Raw genomic sequence first — 20,860 nt, forward strand, 5'->3', positions numbered from 1 at the left:
GCTCCGAGACCCGTAAATTCTGACCCATGGCATTGATTCTCCACGTGAACCAATGCCAGCCAGACGCTCAACTCCATCAAAAGTGAGTCAGAGCCAATATTGGACGCCGATCGGGGGGCAACATTGAGCGCCGTTTGACAGTCATCGGCGCCCGTGTCCCGAGAGCGCGCTTGCGCCCGCCACGCCGGCGCACCGTCAGCCGCTCCTCCCGATAGAGCCGGAACAGCTTCTTATGGTTCAGCGCAATGCCCTCGCGTCTCAGCAGGATGTGCAGCCGCCGGTAGCCGAACCGCCGCCGCTGACCCGCGAGGATCTTCAGCCGCTCCCGGATCTCCACATCGTCTGATCGCCGCGAGGCATAGCGATAGGTCTTCGGAGCGAGCCCGATCAGGCAGCAGGCCCGCCGCTGGGAGTAGCTCTTCTCTTCGATCGCCCAGGTCACGAACGCTCTCCGCGATCCGGGCTTCAGAAGTTTTTTCCGAGCGCCTCGCGCAGCGTCGCGACGTCCAGCATCGATTCCGCCAGAAGCTTCTTGAGCTTACGGTTCTCGTCGTCCAACGCCTTCAGGCGACGCGCGTCGGATGCCTCCATGCCGCCGTAGCGATTGCGCCAGTTGTAGAAGGTCGCGTCGCTGATCCCATGCTTGCGGCAGATATCCACCACCGCAATCCCGGCCTGATGCTCCTTCAGCACGGCAATGATCTGTTCTTCGCTGAACCGGCTCTTCTTCATCTCCGTCTCCCTCCGACGGAGTCCAATTCAAACCGAGGGCGCTTCAGGGGGCAACGTCAGCGGCCGGTTCATTGAACCGGCTTTCCGCCCTGCCGGGTGCCGCTTGCGAGCCGGCAGCCGCAAGGGAGGCTGCGCCGCGGGCCGGGTCGGTCACGACGGGGCTGACGAATTCCCCGGTTGCCGTCCCGCGCCCTTGCGGGCTTGGCTCTTCGCGCCCGGTGGGAGCGGTCCCGCGAGGTGCGCGGGAAGGAAGACGAAGGAAAGGCCGGACGAAAGCGCGTCCGGGAAGAACGGGATGGAGACGAGCGAGGTTGACTATCTGAAGGAGCGCGTCACCTGCGCCGCCGTGCTGGAGAAGGCGGGCTTCGCGGTCGATGTGAAGGAGAGCACGCGCCGCGCGGTGAAGTACCGGCGCGGCGACGACATCGTCATCGTGATCCATGACGGCAAGGGTTGGTTCGACCCGCTGTCGGACGCCAAGGGCGATGTGTTCTCGCTGATCCGCCATCTCGACGGCGGCAGCTTCACTGACGTGCTCGCCACAGCAGCTGAGCTCGTCGGTTTCACACCAGCCGAGCCGGCATGTATGAGGGACGCGCGCGAACAGGAGCCTCTCGCTTCTCTTTCCGAACGCTGGCGCGCCCGTCGCACGCCCTGGCCGGGCTCGGCGACCTGGCGTTATCTCCGTGATGAGCGCTTCCTCCCGGAGACGATCATCCGCGCCGCGATCCGAGAGGATCGACTGCGCGAGGGCCCGCGCGGCAGCCTGTGGGCCGCGCATGTCGACGAAGCCGGTGTCGTCACCGGCTGGGAGGAGCGTGGCCCGGAATGGCGCGGCTTTTCGACCGGAGGGTCGAAGGTGCTTTTCCGGCTGGGCGTGCTCGAGGGCGCGCGCCTCTGCGTGACCGAGGCGGCGATCGACGCCATGAGCCTCGCCGCCCTCGAGGGGCTGAGAGAGGGTAGCCTCTATCTCAGCACGGGTGGAGGCTGGTCGCCGGTGACGGAGGCGGCGGTGCGAGCGCTGGCGGTGCGTCCCGGTGCGCAGCTCGTCGCCGCGACCGATGCCAATGCCCAGGGTGAGGCCTTTGCCACGCGCCTGCGTGTCATTGCCGAGGAGGCGGGCTGCGACTGGCTCCGGCTGAGGCCGCCGGCCGAGGACTGGAACGAGGTCCTGAAGGCGAAGATGAAAGAGGAAATGGAACGGAGGGAGGAGAGCCGAGGCCTGCCGCATGCCCGCCTGCCGCGTCAAGGGTGACGCTTCGCCCGGCTTTGCCGGCCCTTGACCCGCCCGGACGGCGAGGCGGCTGCGGGGGAGGGGTCAGGAAGGGCTGAAGAGAGGATGGTGATCCCGTGAGGAGAGCCGCGCTCCGGCCCGGACGAGGCCGAAGGAGCCCGCTCATGACCCTCTCCGTTCCTCCCATCCGCAAGGTGTATCAGGGCATTGCCGACCGCCGGCAGATGTTCCGGATGTTCGACCGCCATGCCCAGCGCCCGAACCGCTGGAAGGGCGATGATGGCGCGCTCTATCGCGGCGAATGGTTCGAGATCGGCAGGGCCGAGCACGACCATATGTTCGAGATCCTGCCGCCGCTGTGGATGCGTGGCGATATGTTCGCCCTGCGCGAATTCCTGACCGGCTCGATCACCAGCGTCTTCTTCGAGCTGTCGATCGACGGTCGGCTCCGGTACTTCCACGGCTATTGCGACCTTGCCGAGAAGGGTTCGCCCGAGGGCCTGCGCGCCGCGATCATCGAACGCGAGTCCTGGCCAGTGCGAGCCATGACGCCGGAGGAACGGCTCGAGCATATCTGGAGCGCCACCCATGATGATTATCGCGGCTATGCCGGGGAGCGCTGGCCGCGCTGCCTGCAGGGCAAGCGCACCGTGCTCTGTTATGAGTGCCGGCGCGGCACCACGCTGAAGCTGCTGGAGCACCTTACCGAGGCGGAGATCTCGGCGAAGCTGCCGGTGCATCTGCGCTACCTCCCCGACGCGATCGCGGCGTGAGCGGGGGCGGCGATGTTTACCTTCACCGTGTCGGACGTTAGCGCCGTGATCGAGCGCGGGCGGATCGATGCCGCCGCCAATGGCGGCTTCCGCAATCCCTATTACGGCCTTCGCCCCGGCGAGGGCGAGAAGCCCGGCCTCTGGCTGGTCGGCGACGAGGGCGTCTATTTCCTCTCGAACGGCAGGCTCGCTGAGGGGCAGCGCCCGCTCGTCGTCTATGCGCAGGAGTGCGACCCGAAAACCAATCCGGATTGCTGGCATTACAAGCGCCAGCACTTCGGGGGCGATGACGGGATCGAGTTCCTTGATGCCGCCGAGCCCGACGGCCTGATGGCCGCCGCGCCGAACGCCACGCATCTCCGGATCGTGATGGACGATGCCGCGCTGTCGCTCACGCTGATCCGCCGCTGAGGCCGGTTCCGACGTTTCTCCCTTTTCACATCCCTGCGCCCGACCTGTCCGCCGGCATCCCCCCGGCGGCGAGATGGCGCGCGCCTTCACGACAGGAGCTCTCCGCCATGGCGCACGATGATCCCTTCACGCTCAACCTGTTCGGCAACACCGCCCTGTCCTCCGGCCTGAGCCTCGGTGTCACGGCGTTCGCCGGGGACTTCGAGACCGATCCCGGTGACGACGATCCCGATCCGACCACGCCGGCGCCGGCCCTGGCATCGTCCGAGCCCATCGCTCGAGCAAAGCCACCGTCCGAACGTGGCGTCAATTTCCATCTCGACGGCGATCGCGGTCTGGCACGCAGTTGGAAAGAGCGCGCCCGCGACAACATCGCGGCGATCCGGCTGGCGGCCGGGATCGAGGGCGATGCGCGCCCGGCGACGTGGGCGGAGCAGGAGAAGCTGATCCGCTTCACGGGCTTCGGCGCAACCGATCTCGCCAATGGCGTCTTCCGTCGTCCCGGCGAGGCGACGTTCCGCGCGGGCTGGGAGGAGATCGGGGCGGAGCTTCAGGACGCCGTCGACGATACGGGATATGCCTCGCTCGCCCGCTGCACCCAATATGCCCATTACACGCCGGCGTTTATCATCCGGGCGATCTGGGCGGGGCTCCAGCGCCTCGGCTGGCGCGGGGGCAGGGTGCTGGAGCCGGGTATTGGTACCGGGCTGTTTCCGGCGCTGATGCCGGAGGCCTTGCGCGAGAGCTCGCATGTCACCGGGGTCGAGCTCGATCCGGTGACGGCACGCATCGCCCGGCTGTTGCAGCCCCGCGCCCGCATCGTCACCGGTGACTTCGCCCGCACCGAACTGCCAGCGAGCTTCGACCTCGCCCTCGGCAATCCGCCCTTCTCCGACCGCACGGTGCGGTCTGATCGTGCTTACCGCTCGTTGGCCTTACGCCTGCACGACTACTTCATCGCCCGCTCGATCGACCTGCTGAAGCCCGGCGCGCTCGCGGCCTTCGTCACCTCGCACGGCACCATGGACAAGGCCGACACCACGGCGCGGGAACATATCGCCAAGGTGGCCGACCTGATCGCGGCGATCCGCCTGCCGGAAGCCAGCTTCCGCACTGAGGCCGGCACCGACGTTGTCGTCGACATCCTCTTTTTCCGGAAGCGGAAGACGGGAGAGCCGGAGGGCGACCAGAGCTGGCTCGACATCGACGAGGTCCGCCCCGCCGAGGATGAGGAAGCTCCGATCCGCGTGAACCGCTGGTTCGCCTGGCACCCGGCCCTCGTGCTCGGCACCCATGCCACGACATCAGGCCCGTTCGGCGAGACCTACACCTGCCGGCCGCACGCCGGCGAGGAAATGGCCACGGCGCTGGACGCCGCCATCTCCCTTCTTCCGGAAGCTCTCTATGACGGCGAGCCGACGTCGATCGATGGCGAGAGTGATGATCACGGCGAGGAGGCCGGGATCCCGGCTTCCGCCGAGGGCCATGTTCGCGAGGGGAGCTATGTCTTCCACCCGGTGCGCGGCCTCATGCAGGTGATCGACGGTGCGTCCGTCGCCGTCACGGTGAGGAAAGGCCGATCCGGCGACGGGGTGCGCGAAAAACACATCCGCATCATCCGCAAGCTGATCCCGATCCGCGATGCCGTGCGCGAGGTGTTGAAGGCACAGGAACTCGACCAACCCTGGAAGGATGCGCAGGTACGTCTGCGCATCGCCTGGTCCAGCTTCGTGCGCGACTTCGGCCCGATCAACCACACCACGGTGTCGATCGCCGAGGACGACGAGACCGGTGAGGTCCGCGAGACGCAGCGCCGGCCGAACCTCCAACCCTTCCTCGACGATCCCGATTGCTGGCTGGTCGCCTCGATCGAGAATTACGATCTCGACACCGATACGGCGAAGCCGGGTTCGATCTTCAGCGAGCGCGTCATCGCGCCACCTGCCGCTCCTGTGATCGCTTCAGCCGCCGATGCGCTCGCCGTGGTGCTGAACGAGCGCGGCCATGTCGATCTCGACCATATCGCCGAGCTGATCCATCGGGATGTTCCTGCCGTGCTCGAGGACCTCGGCGATGCCGTCTTCCGCGATCCCCAAACCGGCTCATGGCAGATGGCGGACGCCTATCTTTCCGGCCCGGTGCGCGACAGGCTGAAAGCGGCGGAGGCCGCCGCTGCGCTCGATCCTGCGTTCGTGCGTAATGTCCGCGCCCTTGTCGAGGTGCAGCCGGTGGATCTGCGCCCCTCCGACATCACCGCCCGTCTCGGCGCGCCGTGGATTCCGGCATCCGATGTCGTCACCTTCGTGAAGGAAACGATGGGAGCGGATATCCGCATCCGCCACATGCCGGAACTGGCCTCCTGGACCGTGGAGGCGCGCCAGCTCGGCTGGCTCGCCGCCGGCACTTCGGAATGGGGCACGGAGCGCCGCCATGCCGGCGAGCTTCTGGCGGATGCACTGAACAGCCGGGTGCCGCAGATCTTCGATATTATCAGGGACGGGGACAGCGAGCGCCGCGTGCTCAATGTCGTCGACACCGAGGCGGCGAAGGAGAAGCTCGCGAAGATCAAGGCCGCCTTCCAGAGCTGGGTCTGGTCCGATCCTGATCGCACCGACCGGCTGGCGCGGATCTACAACGACCGCTTCAACAACATCGCGCCCCGCGCCTTCAACGGCGATCACTTGAAGCTGCCGGGCGCGAGCAGCGCCTTCACGCTCTATGCCCACCAGAAGCGCGGCATCTGGCGCATCGTCTCGGCCGGCTCGACCTATCTCGCCCATGCCGTCGGCGCCGGGAAGACCATGACGTTCGTCGCCGCCATCATGGAGCAGCGCCGGCTCGGGCTGATCGCCAAGGCGATGCTGGTGGTGCCCGGCCATTGCCTGGCGCAGGCGGCGCGCGAGTTCCTCGCGCTCTATCCCAATGCCCGCATCCTCGTGGCCGATGAGACCAACTTCACCAGGGACAAGCGCGCCCGCTTCCTCAGCCGGGCAGCGACCGCGGCCTGGGACGCGATCATCATCACCCATTCCGCCTTCCGCTTCATCGGCATTCCGTCCGCCTTCGAACAACAGATGATCCAGGACGAGCTCGAGCTCTACGAGACCCTGCTGACGCGGGTCGAGAACGAGGATCGTGTCTCGCGCAAGCGTCTCGAACGGTTGAAGGAGGGCCTGAAGGAGCGGTTGGAGGCGCTCGCCACCCGCAAGGACGATCTCCTGACCATCGCCGAGCTCGGTGTCGACCAGATCATCGTCGACGAGGCGCAGGAGTTTCGCAAACTCTCCTTCGCCACCAATATGAGCACCCTGAAGGGCGTCGACCCCAATGGTTCCCAGCGGGCCTGGGACCTCTATGTGAAGTCGCGCTTCATCGAGACGAAGAATCCGGGCCGGGCGCTCGTGCTCGCCTCCGGCACGCCGATCACCAACACGCTCGGCGAGATGTTCTCGGTGCAGCGCCTCATGGGCCATGCCGCGCTCACCGAGCGGGGCCTGCACGAGTTCGACGCCTGGGCGAGCACCTTCGGCGACACTACGACCGAGTTAGAGCTTCAGCCCTCCGGCAAGTACAAGCCGGTCTCGCGCTTCGCCAGCTTCGTCAATGTGCCGGAGCTGATTGCCATGTTCCGCTCCTTCGCCGATGTGGTGATGCCGGAGGATTTGCGGCGATATGTGAGGGTGCCGGCAATCTCGACCGGCCGGCGCCAGATCGTCACCGCGAAGCCGACACCGGCCTTCAGGCGCTACCAGCTCCAGCTCGACGCCCGGATCAAGGCGATCGAGCAGCGCGATCGCCCGGCCGAGCCCGGTGACGACATCCTGCTCTCCGTCATCACTGACGGCCGTCATGCCGCGATCGACCTGCGCCTGGTCGACGCCGACACCGACAACGAGCCGGACAACAAGCTCAACGCCCTCATCGGCAACGCTGTCCGAATCTGGCGCGAGACCGCCGCCAACGCCTACCTTCAGTCGGACGGCAGGCCCTATGAGCTGCCCGGCGCCGCGCAGATGATCTTCTCGGACCTTGGAACCATCAGCGTGGAGAAGACGCGCGGCTTCTCGGCCTATCGCTGGATCCGGGACGAACTCGTGCGGCTCGGCGTTCCGGCCTCCGAGATCGCCTTCATGCAGGACTACAGGAAGTCCGAGGCCAAGCAGCTTCTGTTCGGCGATGTCCGCGCCGGCAAGGTCCGCTTCCTGATCGGAAGCTCCGAGACCATGGGCACCGGCGTCAATGCGCAGCTTCGGCTGAAGGCGCTGCATCATCTCGACGTGCCCTGGCTGCCCTCGCAGATCGAGCAGCGCGAGGGGCGGATCGTGCGGCAGGGCAACCAGCACGACGAGGTCGATATCTTCGCCTATGCCACCGAGGGCTCGCTCGATGCCACGATGTGGCAGAACAACGAGCGCAAGGCCCGCTTCATCGCGGCGGCGCTCTCCGGCGACACCTCGATCCGCAAGCTGGAAGATCTCGGCGAGGGGCAGGCGAACCAGTTTGCCATGGCGAAAGCAATCGCCTCAGGTGACCAGCGCCTGATGCGGAAGGCGGGGCTGGAGGCCGACATCGCCCGGCTGGAACGGCTGCGCGCCGCCCATCAGGACGACCAGTTCGCCATTCGCCGCCAGATCCGCGATGCCGAGCACGATATTGAGCACGCGACCCGCCGCATAGGCGAGATCGGGCAGGACATTGCCCGCCTCATCCCGACCACGGGCGAGGCCTTCACCATGACGGCGAACGGTACGCCCTTCTCTGAACGAAAGGCCGCCGGCCAGGCGCTGATGAAGGAAATCCTGACCCTGGTGCAGAACCAGCAGGAAGGTGAGACCGTCATCGCCTCCATCGGCGGGTTCGACCTCCTCCATGATGGCGAGCACTCCGATCGCGGGGAGGGTTATCGCTACGACACCGTGCTCAGGCGTACCGGCCGCGATCATGAGATCGAGCTGCCGGTGACGGTCACGCCGCTTGGCGCGATCTCACGGCTGGAGCACGCGCTCGGCGGGTTCCATGACGAGCGGGAAGGCTGTCGCCAGCGGCTCGCTGATGCCGAGCGACGGCTGGTGTCCTACCGGTCGCGCGAGGGCGGCGTGTTCGCCTTCGCCGACGAACTCGCCCAGAAGCGCCGGCAGCTCGCCGAGGTGGAGGCTGCGCTTTCGGCGGATGCCGTGGGACACCCGAGTGATGCGCTCCAAGCAGCCTGATTCCGTGTTGGGATAGAAACCGCGGCTAGGGCTTTTGCCCGATCAGGCCGGTTACGGTTTCGACCTTGTCGAGCCAATCGGCGGCCGTCTGGTCGGTCCAGGCAACGATGGAACGGATACGCTCATATTCTTCCTGGACGTTGCGCCGGAAAATCGGCTCGTGATGCGCGATGCGGTTACGCTGGTCCCGGATCTTCTGCAGCCTATCGAAGCCATCGCTTCGCAGCTGCTGGACGGTTCTCGCTGCGTCGGCATTCGGAAAGACCGTCCTGAAATGACGGTTCCACACGGCCGCGTCATGGCTCCTGGTGAACATCCGCTCCCAGAACACGAACTTCAGCTCGGCAACGATCTTGCCCGCCGTCGGGAGTCTGTTTGCCAGATCCATCAGATCGCGCCTGGGGCTATAGGCCCGTGGCGGATCTCTGAGGCTGATGACAAAGCCCCTTTCCCAGGGCCAATTGGGACCATAGGTGCCCTCAATGGCGGACACGATTGAATTACGGACGCTGACCTCACATATTTGCAGCGGGACAAAGAACGCTGCCGAGAGTTCCAGATTCCAGCGGTAGAGTTCGAGCGCGGCTTCCTTGTCGCTGGCCATTTCGATCAGGTAGGTGGCGAAGCGCGGCGCGGACAGCACCGTAGGCAGGCTATGGATTTCCTCCGGCGTGAACGGCATCGTCATTGTTCCTAATCCAGGCTCGCCCCTACGTGCGTTGACAGCGACGTGTCGAATGGCGTAAAAAGTATATTGAAAGGCGCGTGAGGTCGCGGGGTAACACCACCCTCATCGTCATACGATATAAGGGAAAAGCTCGCCTCTGGCGGGCTTTTTTCTTTTCCGCGCTCATGGTGCTCCGGAATCGCCTGATGCCTCCTGAGGCGGCGGCGGAGGTGCTGTGGCCGACTCGGCTACTGCCGCATTCGTGTTTTCAGCTACCGGGAGCTTCGCAATATATTCGCGCAAGGCCTCGATTTCACCGAATGCGCCGACTTCCATCAACCGGTCGATGAACCGGGCGTAGATTCCATCCTGGACCTTCCCTTGAGCACGGAGCCACTCGACTGCCGCGTTCGGGCTGATGAGCAGGACATAATGGAATTCCCCGGATGGTCCGGGCTTGGTCATGATGAACCAGTGCTCCCGCAGGAGCTTCATTCGTTTGCGCCAGGTGTCGACGGCGCGCTCTCCCGAGAACCCCGCCTCCGCTGCGAAGGTCATCGGGTTTTCGATTGTGAGGAACGGCGTGTCGGGGGACCGCGCCCAGAGAGCGAACAGCGTGTGACCGGCCGGGCTGCCTTTCGAGAGGGCGTCAATTGCCTGCATGACGATCGGCATCGTGCGGGGCACGGTCGTGAAGCCATCGTTCGTCTTGCGGTGCCAGATAAACTCGGACGGTGTGCCGGGGAAGTGTAGCGCCATCTGTTGCTGGGCGCGCTCCGCCATCTTCAGCCGTCTCGCGGAAGCCTGTCGCCCGTTCGCCATTTGTTGCTCCTTTCGGCCGTCTTGCACCGATAGATGCGCTCAACGGCCGCGAACGGCAACGAGTGAATACGCCCGTCAGAACGACGTACTCGCATCAGTGAATCGGCTATTCATGAGCTCCATTGCAAAGGAATTGGAGCGGCCCAAAGTGCCATGATGCGCCATTTGGTGCAGCATCCTGGGATTTTACGAGCCAGAACAAGGCTATGCCGGATGTCATCGGTGCTCGCGTGTTCCGGTGCTGCCCGTCCTCCCCGGTGCTTCCGATGCTCCCGGGTTTCCAAGGGGCACGCCCGGGGCTCGGCGTCGTAGGAACCGACCGTAACGTCGACGATTTCAGTACCGCTGGAGCCCGCAAAGAATGGGGAGGGACCAGAGGAAAATAGAGATGTTATCGCTCGCGGATCGGCCGTCCCAGTGACGCTGTCGCTCAACCGCAGCCTGCGCGATCCCGGCCCATCGTCCTGCGCACGGCTTGAAGCCCCGCTTGACCGGCCGGGCAGGGATGCTCGCCCGCAGTTGCACCGGCCCGTCCGCTCCGCGGGCCGGGGGATGTCTTCGGGAAGAAGACGGAACAGGACCGGGGTGAAGCCTCGCGTCCGTAGCCCGGCAAGGAGCATTCCCATGCACATCATGAAGGTCGATCCGCGTGCGCTGAACGATAATCCCGACCGCACGCGCCAGACGAAGTCCACGCCACAGGCAGACGCCCTATTGCTGGCGACCATCAAGGCGGTCGGCATCGTGCAGCCGCCGATGATCGCGCCGGAAGTTGGCGGCGGTAATGGCTACATCATCGATTCCGGCCATCGCCGGGTGAAGCAGGCGATCAAGGCGGGTCTCGAGGAGATCGAGGTGCTCGTGGTCGACGCCGCCAAAGACAATGGCGCCATGCGCTCCATGGTCGAGAACATCGCCCGAGAGCCGCTGAACCCGGTCGACCAGTGGCGCGCCATCGAGCGGCTGGTCGCGCTCGGTTGGACCGAGGAGGCGATCGCCGTCGCGCTGGCTCTGCCGGTGCGCCAGATCCGCAAGCTCCGGCTGCTCGCCAATGTGCTGCCGGCGATGCTGGACCAGATGGCCAAGGGCGACATCCCGAACGAGCAGCAGCTGCGCACCATCGCAGCGGCCTCGCTCCAGGAGCAGGGCGAGGTCTGGAAGGCGCACAAGCCGAAGAAGGGCGATCCGCAGGCGTCGTGGTGGAGCATCGCCAACGGGCTCGCGAAGAAGCGCATGTATGCGCGCGACGCCTCCTTCGGCGACGATCTCGCCCGCGCCTACGGCATCGAATGGACCGAGGACCTGTTCGCGCCGGCGGATGAGGACTCGCGCTACACCACGCAGGTGGAGGCCTTCCTCGGCGCCCAGCAGGAGTGGATGACGAACCACCTTCCGAAGAAGGGGATCATCACCGAGGCCAATAGCTGGGGCCAGCCGGAGCTGCCGAAGAAGGCCGAGCGCGTCCATGGCAAGTCCGGCAAGGGCGATTGCACTGCAATGTATCTCGACCGTGAGGGCAAGGTGCAGAGCGTGCACTACCGCATGCCCGTGGAGAAGAAGGCGAAGGGCACGGACGCGGCGGGCGCTGACGATGTCGGCACGCTGGCGAAGCCGCGCCCGGACGTAACCCGCAAGGGCATCGAGATGATCGGTGACCTGCGCACCGATGCGCTGCACGAGGCGCTGTCCCGCGCCCCGATCGCGGACGACACGCTGATGGCGTTGCTGGTGCTGGCACTGGCCGGGCAGAACGTTCGTGTCGATTCCGGCGCCAGCGGCGAGTTCCGCTGGGGGCGTCGCTTCGGGCGTCATGCGGCGGGGCTGTTCGATCAGGAGGGCCGGCTCGCCTTCGACAGCGATATGCTGCGCATCGCGGTGCGCAGCGTGCTGATCGATGTTCTCTCGTGTCGGGAGAATGCGACGAAGTCGGGCATCCTCGCCCTCGTCGCCGGCGACGTCGTCGGTGCGGATGGCTTCCTGCCCAATATGGGCACGGAGGAGTTCCTGTCCTGCCTGTCCCGTCCGGCACTGGAAGCCGCCTGCAAGAATACGCCGGTCCTGCCGCGTCCGCGCGTCAAGGACACCCGCGCCGCGCTCGTCGAGCATTTCAGGGAGGGGCACTTCGTCCACGCCTCGGCGCTGTTCACACCAGATGCCGTCGCGTTGAGCGGCTGGTTCACCGAGAACAGCGTCGTCGCGGACGAGGATGACGGCACGCCGTCCGATCAGGACCAGCTCGACGGCGACGAGCCCATCGAGCCGGCGCATGACTTCGATGCGGACGAGGACGGCTTCGACGAGGCCGACATCCCCGAGGGCTTCCGTGAAGCCGCCGAATAGCGGCTCCCCCTCCTCTTCTTTCCGAATGCCCTCGCCGCCGCCGGTCATCCCGGCGGCGGTTTCGTTTCCACGCCTGCGCACAAGGAGGACTTCATGTCCGCGCACATCATCTATGACCACGCTCCCATCGGCTCCGTCGTCGCCTGGTCCGATGGCACGCCGCGCCCACCCGAGCGGTTCACTCGGAAGCTCTCGGCCTGGCAAAGCAGCAACAGCCGTGGGCGGCTGATCAGCAAGGGCGGCGGTCGCGCAATCGGGAATCTCTCGCTCTCGGCCACCTTCACCCTGCACGAGGCGGACTACGGTGCCGGTGGTGTCGTCGCCCTCCGTGTCCATCGGACCTTTTCGCTGGAATGCGCGCTCAGCTTCACCATCGTCGAGCGTCCAGGGACCGGTATGGTGCGCGTATTCGACCGTGCCGGCGAAAACGCCGAACTGGTCTACCTCGCGCCACATCGCGCGGCGGCGGAGGAATGGCTGTCACGGCACGGTTATCCTAGCGCCGTGCTCGAGGAGGTCACGGAAGATGAGGTCGGCGCCGATATCGTCGAAGGGAGGGTGGCATGACCATCCCCCTTCCTTCCGAAGGCCCTGCGACGGCGACGCCGACTTTCGGCATCTCCGCCGAGGACTTCCCTGTCGCGCGCGTCGGCGACAATGCCTTCGCCATGTTGCCCGGTCGCGACGGCCGGCATTACCTCGCCAGCGGCTGGAAGATCGGCCGGCCGCTGGCCGAATGGCGGCGGGATGATTTCTACGGCCATTCGGGCGAACTCGCCGACGAGGCGGCGTTCCGCGCTCGGGTGCTGGAGCATGCCGAGCACCAGCGCGAACGTCAGGCGCTTGGCCGGCGCGAGATCTCCTCTCGCGTCCATACGCCCTGGGGCATGTCGCAGGGTGCGACGGTCTATGCCGAGGGTGTCGAATGCCATTCGACCGCCGGCCATGGCGGCTTCAAGCTCTCGGCGGAGCGGAACCGTCAGGTGCATGCCATGCTGCGCGTGAAGGGCGGTTTCTACGAGGAGGATTGCGCCTGGGCGATCGTGGCGCTCACCTTCCCGCATCTGTTCACCGGTTTCGAGCGGGGCTGCGCCGAGCGGACGATCAAGGACAATTGGTTTGAGGCCTGGGAGGCGATCACCGGCACGATCCTCACTCCGGGCGAGTCCCATGAGAAGGACCGCCGCGCCTTCGAGGCCGCGCACGCCGATGATTGGGTCGTGGTCTCGGCGATCACGTCGGAGCAGCAGCCGGGGTTCGTCGAATGCGTAGCTGTGTTGGGCGGGCGTCGTGGAGCGGGAACGGAGGGGCGGCGCTTCCTCGTTTCGTCGGGCGAATACACGATGGGCCGCTTCGGCTTCGTCATCGATCCCGACCGCCACGCTACCTATTGCGGGCCGTCGAGCTTTATCGGCTGGCAGGGGAGGACCGCGACATGACCCTCCCGTCCGAAGTTCATGTCCAGCTCGCGCGCATGGAGGAGGCGCGCCGGGAGACCCAGCGCCAGCTCGACCAGATCGACCGGCAGATCATCCGGCGCATGACGGCGCTGATCCCACGGCTCCAGCCGAAGCGCATTGGCTATCGGCACGGGAAACCGCCGGACGGACAGGCGTTCCTTGAGCGCTACCGTTCGCATCTCGCCGCGCTGACCGCCGAGCGCCAGCCCGAGATCGACGCCCTGTCTTGGAGGCTCGCTCATCAGGATCAGGCAATCGCCGTTCTCCGCGTGCGTCATGGTCTCGTCCTGCCGCGGGTCGCCTGATTGCACGGGTCGGAGCGGAACCTTCTCTCCCGGGTCGTTCGGAGAGCGACAGTCGAAGGGAGATGGAAGTCTTCGGGCGTCGCGGACTTTATCCTTCCCGGTTGCCTTGCTCCTCTCACCCCCCGCTCACCGGCATCACCTCGGGTTTGCTGCGGTCTGAACCGTCTGCCGGGCGCTTCAAGGCCGCGTGCCGCGCCGCGTGGCGGCCGGCCCTCGCCGATCTCGACAGATCGGGCCCGCGTCCTGCGCGAGGGCTGACGCCCTGCTGGTCCGCAGACCCTGTCCGCTCGCCTGGCAAGGGCCGGCCCCTGAACCGCCCGGCGGCCGCCGGTTCCTTTTGACCGCACCCGAGGGGACGCCGGCAAGCGGCGGATAGACCTCGGGAGATGAAACCGGAAAGGAATACATCATGGCCAAGGCCGCCCCGTCCTCCCGTCACTCCGCCCGCGTCGTTCCCCTTCGCAAGGGCACCACCCTCGAGATGGTCCGACTCGCCTGCCCCGATGCCACGCAGATGACGCTGATCTCCGAGAGCTTCGGACTCCCGATCCTCGACAGCGATGGCATCCGCGACCAGCATGAGCGCCTGATCGTCGAGAGCGCCGACGGGCTGAAGGAAGGGCTCGGGGAGCGGGCGATGCAGATCCACCTGCAGCGCATCGTCGGCGCCTATGTCGGCTCGGCCCATGGTGCCGGGCAGTTCTACAGCCGGGCCGTCACCGAGGCGCGTGATGCCACCGCCAAGGCGGCCAACGACATGCGCGACGAGGATCGCGATGGTCCGGTCGGCTTCGACAGCGGCGCCCAGCGCAAGCGCGAGTTCGCGGCGGACATGGGACTTCAGGCCCATGCGCTCAGGATGGCCGCGGAGGGCGCGGTTGGCGCTTACGAACTGGTCGTCGGTGAGGCCTGGAAGCCCTTCGAGCGGCAGGTCGAGAATCCCGGCCACAGCGTCGACCGCAAGGCCGCCGAGCTCCAGATGGCGGCTCTCGGCTGAGCCGCCCGGGCGGGACTCCGGTCCCGCCCCTTCTCGCTCCTTTTTTCTTTTCGTCTCTTCTCGGCCGGTTTCGCGATGCGGGGCCGGCCTTTTTCATGTCGCGGCGCGCAGGGAAGGAGAAAGAGGACGAGAGAGCGGCTCGCGCTCGCACCCGTCCCGGTCTGTGGTCCTGCCGGGCCCGGCGGCCCGCGCAACGGCTGCGCCGTCCTCCACTTACGTTCCGGTCCTGCGGATGCGCCGCCCTCCCGATCGACCCGGCTTCAGGACCGCCGTGACGGGGTCGCGATCGGCGCGACCTCCGGGACGGAGGTTCAGGATATGAGCAGGAAAGAAGAGAAGCCGCGCATCGACATCTATGCGCGCATCACCGACAGGATCGTTGCGGATCTGGAGAAGGGCGTGCGTCTCTGGATGCAGCCCTGGCGTTCTACGAATGCGATCGGCCGGGTGACGCGGCCGCTACGGCACAATGGCCTGCCCTATTCCGGCATGAACGTGCTGCTGCTGTGGTCGGAGGCGATGGCGCGCGGTTACGTTTCGCCGGTCTGGATGACCTTCAAGCAGGCCATCGAACTCGGCGGCGCGGTGCGCAAGGGTGAGACCGGCACCATGGTGGTCTTCGCCAGTCGCTTCACCAAGGCCGAGACCGATGGGAATGGCGGCGAGGTCGAGCGGGAAATCCCCTTCCTGAAGACCTATACCGCCTTCAACGTCGCGCAGATCGACGGGCTCCCGGAGCGCTACACTGCGAAGTCGGAGCCGGTTCGCGATCCAATCGAACGGCTCGAAGAGGCCGACCGCTTCTTCGCCAACACCGGCGCGGTGATCCGGCATGGCGGTGGTCGCGCCTTCTATTCCCCCGGCAGCGACCACATCCAGATGCCGCCCTTCCAGACCTTCCGGGGCGCGGCGAGCTACGTCGCGGTCCTCAGCCATGAGGCCACCCATTGGACATCGGCGCCCCATCGCGTGAACCGCGATCTCAGCCGCTATGGCAAGGACAGGAGCGAACGTGCCCGCGAAGAGCTCATTGCCGAACTTGGGAGCTGCTTTCTCTGCGCGGATCTCGGCATCGTACCGGAGCTCGAGCCTCGGCCTGACCACGCGAGCTATCTCGGGTCCTGGCTAAAGGTGCTGGCTGAGGACAAGAGGGCGATCTTCTCGGCGGCGGCGCAGGCGCAGCGCGCCGTCGCCTATCTGCATACCCTCCAGCCGGCGGTTGCCAAGGATCGCGAGGCCGCCTGAGGCTTCATGCTGTGCATTTCTTCAGGGAGGGCGACGAGCCCTCCCCCGATCCGGATGACCTCCATCCTGACGGCGGTCTATTGCGTTCGCCAGCATGTGCAAAGGATGAGTGGTCGGGAGAAGGCTGGCAATTGTCATTCAATTGCATTACATTGGTCGGCAGAGGAGGCGCCCGATGGTCGCAAACGCTCTCGTTCAAACTCGCATCGATGCCGAAATCCGGGATCGCGCATCCGCCGTGCTCGAAAACATGGGCCTGACGGTGTCCGATGCCGTGCGCATCCTGCTCACCCGGACCGCCAATGAGGGCGCGCTTCCGCTGGAGCTGATGGCGAACAGCGAGGCGCATGATGCCTGGTTCCGGGCCAAGGTGCTGCAAGCGCTGAACGACACCCGGCCCGATATTTCCGACGATGAGGCGGAGATGCATTTCGCGGCACGCCGGGCGGCGGCCCGGCACCGCGCGGGTAACGTTCAATCGTGAAGCTCGTCTGGTCAGCCTGGGCGCTCTCCGATCGCGACGGCATATTCTCTCATATCGAGGCGGATAACGCTTCCGCCGCGGTTTCCATCGACGAGCGGATCGCGGGTGCGTGCGCCGCCTGTGCGGTTTTCCCGAAAGTGGCCGTCCCCGAAGGATCGACGGGACGCGCGAACTGGTGATCGCCGGCACGCCTTATGTCGCGGCCTATGTCGTAACGGAAACGACGGTCCGTATCCTTCGCGTCCTGCATGGCGCGCAGCGATGGCCGGAGACACTACCCGAGGGTTGACGTTTTCGGCCCTGGAAAGCGGTTCGCGGATCCAGAGGGGTGGGCCTGATTCGCGGCAGCGGCCAGGCATGCGTCGATTCTCGCTACGGGCCTCGATGATGCCGCTGCCAGAGCGGCCAAGGCCGAGGCTGTCATCGCATGACGATATTATGGCGCCCATCTGCAGGGAGGCTTCCCCGCCATGCGGGAGCTGTCCCTCCACCGGGCCGGTCTGTCCGTGCGATGCTCTCCGGGAGATCGTTCCGCCTGATAGAGCGCAGCTGACGGATGTCGTGCTGTCGAGGTCCGCCGATCCTAATGGTGGATGGGGCCGAGTGGGGCCTTCGCGCGTGCTCCTTTCCCTCCTTTGAACGGCCGCCCCTCCTGCGGGCTCGATGGGGCATGTCTGACCGGAGCCCGGCTTCGCCTCGATCGTTTTCCCGCAACGGCCTTGCGCGACTTTCTTCCCCTGCGAACTTCGTCCGCATTCCTCGCGGATCAACAAAGCCGCTTTCCGCCGCCCTCCACTGCGTTCCGGCCCATCACCCCCCCGTCACGAAGGCGCGACGGGGCCCCCGGTTGGGTGCGGTCCGATCGTCCCCGGTCCTTGCGACTGCCATCGAGGCCGCGAAGGGCGCGGCCCGGAACTCAGGACAAGGAAGACGACTATGGCGACCATCGGCACCTTCACCTCCACCGAGAACGGCTTCACCGGCTCGATCCGCACCCTGACCCTCAACGTCAAGGCCCGCTTCCAGCGCGTCGACAACCCCTCGGAGAAGGGACCGCACTTCCGCATCTTCGCGGCGGGCTCGGTTGAACTCGGGGCGGGTTGGCAGAAGCACTCCGACCAGACCGGCCGCGACTATCTCTCGGTCAAGCTGGACGATCCGAGCTTCCCCGCGCCGATCTACGCCACGCTGGTCGAGGTCGAAGGCGAGGACGGCCTCTCGCTGATCTGGTCCCGGCCCAATCGGGACTGACCCCGAGCTGGCCCCGCCGACGAGGCGGGGCCAGCCTCTTACCCCTCATGAGTTGAACTGTCGGACGAGATCGGTTTTCCCTTCGGCCGATATCCTCTCTTCCGCTTCTGCCGCAGCAGGTCGAGGAAGAGCTGCACGGCTTCGTTCTCGCGGTCGAAGGAGTGCTGCATGCTCTGCCCGTGTGCGCCGATGCGTCCCCAGCGCCGGATCAGGCAGGCCTGTCCGAACAGGGTTTGCTCGATCGACATGGCGTAGAACCGGGCCATGTTCCTGGAGGCATCCCGGCGTTCGACATAGAGCTGATAGGGCTGGGCGAGCATGGTACGAGAATCGCGCTCCGACGAATCCGCGTCCAACGACTTTCCTGAATCGGTCCGGCGTCATCGATTCATTTCTGTGAAGGGATCGTGTGGCCCGGTATCGCGCACTGCTCAGCTTTTCTCCGACTGGAACCTGTTCGCTCTCACGCAGGCCTTCATGTCTTCGCGCCGGAACCAGATGGCGCGGCCGCAGCGCAGTGGCGCGTTGCCGGCGGTGAAGACAATCTGCTCGTCGGCGCGCATGCGCAGCACCTCGTGCGGCTGGATCAGCGGACGCGAGGCAAGCTGCTTTGATCGCGTGCGCGAGGAGCCGGACGACTGCGACGAGCGGCTGACCTGGTCGATCTCGACCGTGGTCGCACCGCAGCGCTTCGAGATGTAGTCGGCGGTTTCGGGATCGTTGACGGCCGCGAAGCTGATCCAGGACGCGCTCTCGAACCATTTGCTCGCAGCGTCCCGGCCGCCCCAGGTCTCGCGCATCTGGCCGATCGACTGGAACAGCAGGATGAGGGTGATGCCGTATTTGCGGCCGGCGTCGCGGGCGGTCTCCAGAATGCGCATGAAGCCCAGCCGGGCCACCTCGTCGAGAAGGAATAGCGCCCTCCCCGTCATCTCGCCATTCCGGTTGTAGATCGCGTTCATGAAGGCGCCGATGATGACGCGGGCAAGGCCGGCATGGGTTTCCAGCGTCTTCAGGTCGAGGTTGATGAAGACGTCGGTCTGACCTGTCGCGAGATCGTCGGTGAGCAAGCTCGAACCTGACACCAGAGCGGCATAGTTGGGGTAGCTCAGCCAGTGGGTTTCCTTCACGGCGTTCGCATAAACTCCCGAGAACGTCTCCGGCGTCATGTTGACGAAGACGGCGACGTTCTCCTTCACGAACGGCGATTGCGAGCCGTCATAGATCTCCTGCAGACGCGATCGCAGCTTCGGCTCCGGCTCGGAGAGATTGGCGCGCACCTGGCGCAGCGTCTGGTCCTTCTCCTCCGTATGACCGGAGAGGCAGACGTCGGCGATGAGCGCGGTCAAGAGCTGCAAGGCCGAGGCGCGGAAGAAGTCGTCACGCACACCGCGCGCACCACCGCTGTCGCTCATGATCCATGATGCGACCGCGGCGATGTCCTCTTCCTTCGTGCCGCCGAAACGGCCGATCCAGTCCAGCGCGTTGAATCCGGTTGCCGGCTCCTTCGGGTCGAGCACATGGACGGTGCGCCCGGCCGCGCGGCGATGGTCGATCACCATGGGCGCGACCTCGTTGGAGGGATCGAGCACGATGAGCGCACCGCCCCATTTGAGGGCGGTCGGGATGGTCACCGACGTTGTCTTGTAGCCGCCGGAACCAGCGAAGACGATGCCGTGGGAGGAGCCGAAGGAGGCGTCGAAGCAGAGCAGTGGCGAGCGACCACCCGCGCCCCAGCTCTGCCGGTCCATGGCGCGGAAGGGCATGGCTGCCGCGCTGTCCCGGTCGACACGATAGCGCTCACCGACGACGATACCGCCGGCGTCGGGGAAGAGCTTTGCCGCCTCTGGCATCGACATCCAGTCGGCGTCACCGTGAAGCGCGCGTCTGCCGTGAACGCGCTTCGGCGCCGACGCGGCGAAGGCGGCGTTGCCTTTCACCGCGACGCGCAGGGCGAAGCCGGTTGCGATCAGAATCGCGCTTCCGCCGATCAGGTATGCCGGATCGACCTGTGCAAGCGTCGACGACCGCGACGTCGCGCGCAGCACGGCGATCACAATCGCTGCTGCACATGCGGCGATCACGCCCCAACCAGCCGTGCGGATGTTGGTCGCGCCGGCGGCGGCGAAGAGAAAAATTACCCCGATCGTGGCGGCGACCAGGAACGGTAGCGCGAGTCCGGCGCGACCGAACATCAGGCGCTGTGCGTCGGTCTTGGCGAGTGCGGCGAGCGCCTGCTCGAACCCGGACAGGCCGATCAGCGCCCCGATCATCAGCGCGACTGGAGCGATCGCGAGCAGGAGCCTACTCGCCGTCATTGCCGAAGGCTTTTGCGCCGATCGCGGCGAGCCGCGCTCGTTCGGCCTCGTCAGCCTTCAACCGTCGGCCAAGCTCGATGAGCGCGCCGAGCAGGACGGCGCGTTTCTCATAGCGAAGGCCCGCCTTGGCGATCAGGCCGCCAAGCTCGATCTTTTCGCGCGTGTCCTTCTTGCGTGCCTCGGATGATAACGCTTGGCGCATACGCTCACACCTCGCCAGAGTCATCCGCAGCCGCGCCAGCCGCGACCTTCGTGGCCAAGGTGCTGGCATCGCCTCCTGCTCCCGCCTCCTTCGTTCCGGTCGTCTTTTCTCCCCTCCCGCGAAACCGGCCGGCGATCTCCTCGAACGCGGCCTGCAGCTCGCCCTCGTCGATCTCGATCTCGCCAAGGCCGGCCTTCAGTGCGAGGCGACCGATCCGCTCTGCCTCTCGCGTTTCGGCCGACTTGAGCTGCTCCTGGAGGCGGGCGATTTCCTCGCGGATTTTCGACGATGGCTTTTTCATTACCGGTTGGACCTCCTGTTGCGCCCAGTACGGATCGCCTCGGGCAAGGGTCTTCCGGACGCCCTGTGATCGAAAGGTGCAGATTTGCACGTCGGCGCAGCCGACACT

Annotated in this window: 18 protein-coding genes and 2 pseudogenes; 13 read left to right on the forward strand and 7 right to left on the reverse strand. The window is 66.0% G+C overall.

From position 1 onward, the window contains the following. Positions 1 to 136: 136 nt before the first annotated feature. Positions 137 to 732, reverse strand: a pseudogene (locus QOZ99_RS21515) (transposase); the annotation flags it as partial. A gap of 295 nt (positions 733 to 1,027) precedes the next feature. Between QOZ99_RS21515 and QOZ99_RS21520 the strand changes: the two are divergent. The 4 genes from QOZ99_RS21520 (at position 1,028) to QOZ99_RS21535 (ending at position 8,360) form a co-directional block, all read left to right on the forward strand. Continuing rightward, entirely contained in the window at positions 1,028 to 1,987 is a 960-nt protein-coding gene (locus tag QOZ99_RS21520; protein WP_306892045.1) for a DUF3991 domain-containing protein, read from the forward strand. A 143-nt stretch (positions 1,988 to 2,130) separates the two neighbouring features. Beyond that, a complete protein-coding gene (locus QOZ99_RS21525) occupies positions 2,131 to 2,739 on the forward strand; it encodes a DUF1419 domain-containing protein (RefSeq protein ID WP_306892046.1) in 609 nt (202 codons plus the stop codon). 12 nt (positions 2,740 to 2,751) lie between these two features. Beyond that, the gene (locus QOZ99_RS21530; RefSeq protein ID WP_306892047.1) at positions 2,752 to 3,150 is read left to right on the forward strand and encodes a DUF3085 domain-containing protein; all 399 of its coding nucleotides are present in this window, start codon (positions 2,752 to 2,754) and stop codon (positions 3,148 to 3,150) included. 107 nt (positions 3,151 to 3,257) lie between these two features. Then, entirely contained in the window at positions 3,258 to 8,360 is a 5,103-nt protein-coding gene (locus QOZ99_RS21535; RefSeq protein ID WP_306892048.1) for a helicase-like domain-containing protein, read from the forward strand. A gap of 25 nt (positions 8,361 to 8,385) precedes the next feature. Here QOZ99_RS21535 and QOZ99_RS21540 read toward each other — a convergent pair whose 3' ends face one another. Both QOZ99_RS21540 and QOZ99_RS21545 read right to left on the reverse strand, forming a co-directional pair. After that, positions 8,386 to 9,048, reverse strand: coding sequence for a hypothetical protein (locus tag QOZ99_RS21540; protein WP_306892049.1), 663 nt, complete (start codon positions 9,046 to 9,048; stop codon positions 8,386 to 8,388). Between the two features lie 162 nt (positions 9,049 to 9,210). Then, the gene (locus tag QOZ99_RS21545) at positions 9,211 to 9,849 is read right to left on the reverse strand and encodes a hypothetical protein (protein WP_306892050.1); all 639 of its coding nucleotides are present in this window, start codon (positions 9,847 to 9,849) and stop codon (positions 9,211 to 9,213) included. 624 nt (positions 9,850 to 10,473) lie between these two features. Here QOZ99_RS21545 and QOZ99_RS21550 point away from each other — a divergent pair. The 9 genes and pseudogenes from QOZ99_RS21550 to QOZ99_RS21590 all read left to right on the forward strand — a co-directional run bounded on the left by QOZ99_RS21550 (position 10,474) and on the right by QOZ99_RS21590 (position 17,931). Continuing rightward, positions 10,474 to 12,189 (forward strand): ParB N-terminal domain-containing protein, encoded by a 1,716-nt coding sequence (locus QOZ99_RS21550; RefSeq protein ID WP_306892051.1) that lies wholly within the window; start codon positions 10,474 to 10,476, stop codon positions 12,187 to 12,189. A 93-nt stretch (positions 12,190 to 12,282) separates the two neighbouring features. After that, a complete protein-coding gene (locus QOZ99_RS21555) occupies positions 12,283 to 12,756 on the forward strand; it encodes a UCP036055 family protein (protein ID WP_306892052.1) in 474 nt (157 codons plus the stop codon). Continuing rightward, complete coding sequence (locus tag QOZ99_RS21560) at positions 12,753 to 13,628, forward strand: DUF7007 domain-containing protein (protein WP_306892053.1); 876 nt, start codon at positions 12,753 to 12,755, stop codon at positions 13,626 to 13,628. Before QOZ99_RS21555 ends, QOZ99_RS21560 begins: the two co-directional genes overlap by 4 nt. After that, the gene (locus QOZ99_RS21565; RefSeq protein ID WP_306892054.1) at positions 13,625 to 13,954 is read left to right on the forward strand and encodes a hypothetical protein; all 330 of its coding nucleotides are present in this window, start codon (positions 13,625 to 13,627) and stop codon (positions 13,952 to 13,954) included. The genes QOZ99_RS21560 and QOZ99_RS21565 overlap by 4 nt, the downstream gene beginning before the upstream one ends. Positions 13,955 to 14,363: 409 nt before the next feature. Beyond that, positions 14,364 to 14,951, forward strand: a complete 588-nt coding sequence (locus QOZ99_RS21570) for a hypothetical protein (protein WP_306892055.1) — start codon at positions 14,364 to 14,366, stop codon at positions 14,949 to 14,951. A gap of 318 nt (positions 14,952 to 15,269) precedes the next feature. After that, entirely contained in the window at positions 15,270 to 16,196 is a 927-nt protein-coding gene (locus tag QOZ99_RS21575) for an ArdC family protein (protein WP_306892056.1), read from the forward strand. A gap of 175 nt (positions 16,197 to 16,371) precedes the next feature. Further along, positions 16,372 to 16,680 carry a type II toxin-antitoxin system RelB/DinJ family antitoxin gene (locus QOZ99_RS21580; protein WP_306892057.1) on the forward strand — a complete coding sequence of 103 codons (309 nt, stop codon included), beginning with the start codon at positions 16,372 to 16,374 and terminating at the stop codon, positions 16,678 to 16,680. After that, positions 16,677 to 16,969: pseudogene (locus QOZ99_RS21585) on the forward strand (type II toxin-antitoxin system RelE/ParE family toxin). Before QOZ99_RS21580 ends, QOZ99_RS21585 begins: the two are co-directional and overlap by 4 nt. Before the next feature lie 647 nt (positions 16,970 to 17,616). Further along, a complete protein-coding gene (locus QOZ99_RS21590; RefSeq protein WP_306892058.1) occupies positions 17,617 to 17,931 on the forward strand; it encodes a DUF736 domain-containing protein in 315 nt (104 codons plus the stop codon). Between the two features lie 38 nt (positions 17,932 to 17,969). Here QOZ99_RS21590 and QOZ99_RS21595 read toward each other — a convergent pair whose 3' ends face one another. The 4 genes from QOZ99_RS21595 to traC form a co-directional block, all read right to left on the reverse strand. Further along, positions 17,970 to 18,251 (reverse strand): WGR domain-containing protein, encoded by a 282-nt coding sequence (locus QOZ99_RS21595; RefSeq protein ID WP_370876910.1) that lies wholly within the window; start codon positions 18,249 to 18,251, stop codon positions 17,970 to 17,972. A 111-nt stretch (positions 18,252 to 18,362) separates the two neighbouring features. Beyond that, positions 18,363 to 20,249: a Ti-type conjugative transfer system protein TraG gene (gene traG / locus QOZ99_RS21600; protein WP_306892060.1), complete on the reverse strand. Its 1,887-nt coding sequence runs from the start codon at positions 20,247 to 20,249 to the stop codon at positions 18,363 to 18,365. Continuing rightward, positions 20,236 to 20,475 carry a type IV conjugative transfer system coupling protein TraD gene (traD, locus tag QOZ99_RS21605; RefSeq protein WP_370876908.1) on the reverse strand — a complete coding sequence of 80 codons (240 nt, stop codon included), beginning with the start codon at positions 20,473 to 20,475 and terminating at the stop codon, positions 20,236 to 20,238. Before traD ends, traG begins: the two co-directional genes overlap by 14 nt. Then, positions 20,456 to 20,752 carry a conjugal transfer protein TraC gene (gene traC / locus QOZ99_RS21610; protein ID WP_306892070.1) on the reverse strand — a complete coding sequence of 99 codons (297 nt, stop codon included), beginning with the start codon at positions 20,750 to 20,752 and terminating at the stop codon, positions 20,456 to 20,458. Before traC ends, traD begins: the two co-directional genes overlap by 20 nt. Positions 20,753 to 20,860: the final 108 nt, after the last annotated feature.

It is taken from the genome of Ancylobacter amanitiformis, from assembly GCF_030814815.1.
GTDB lineage: Bacteria > Pseudomonadota > Alphaproteobacteria > Rhizobiales > Xanthobacteraceae > Ancylobacter > Ancylobacter amanitiformis.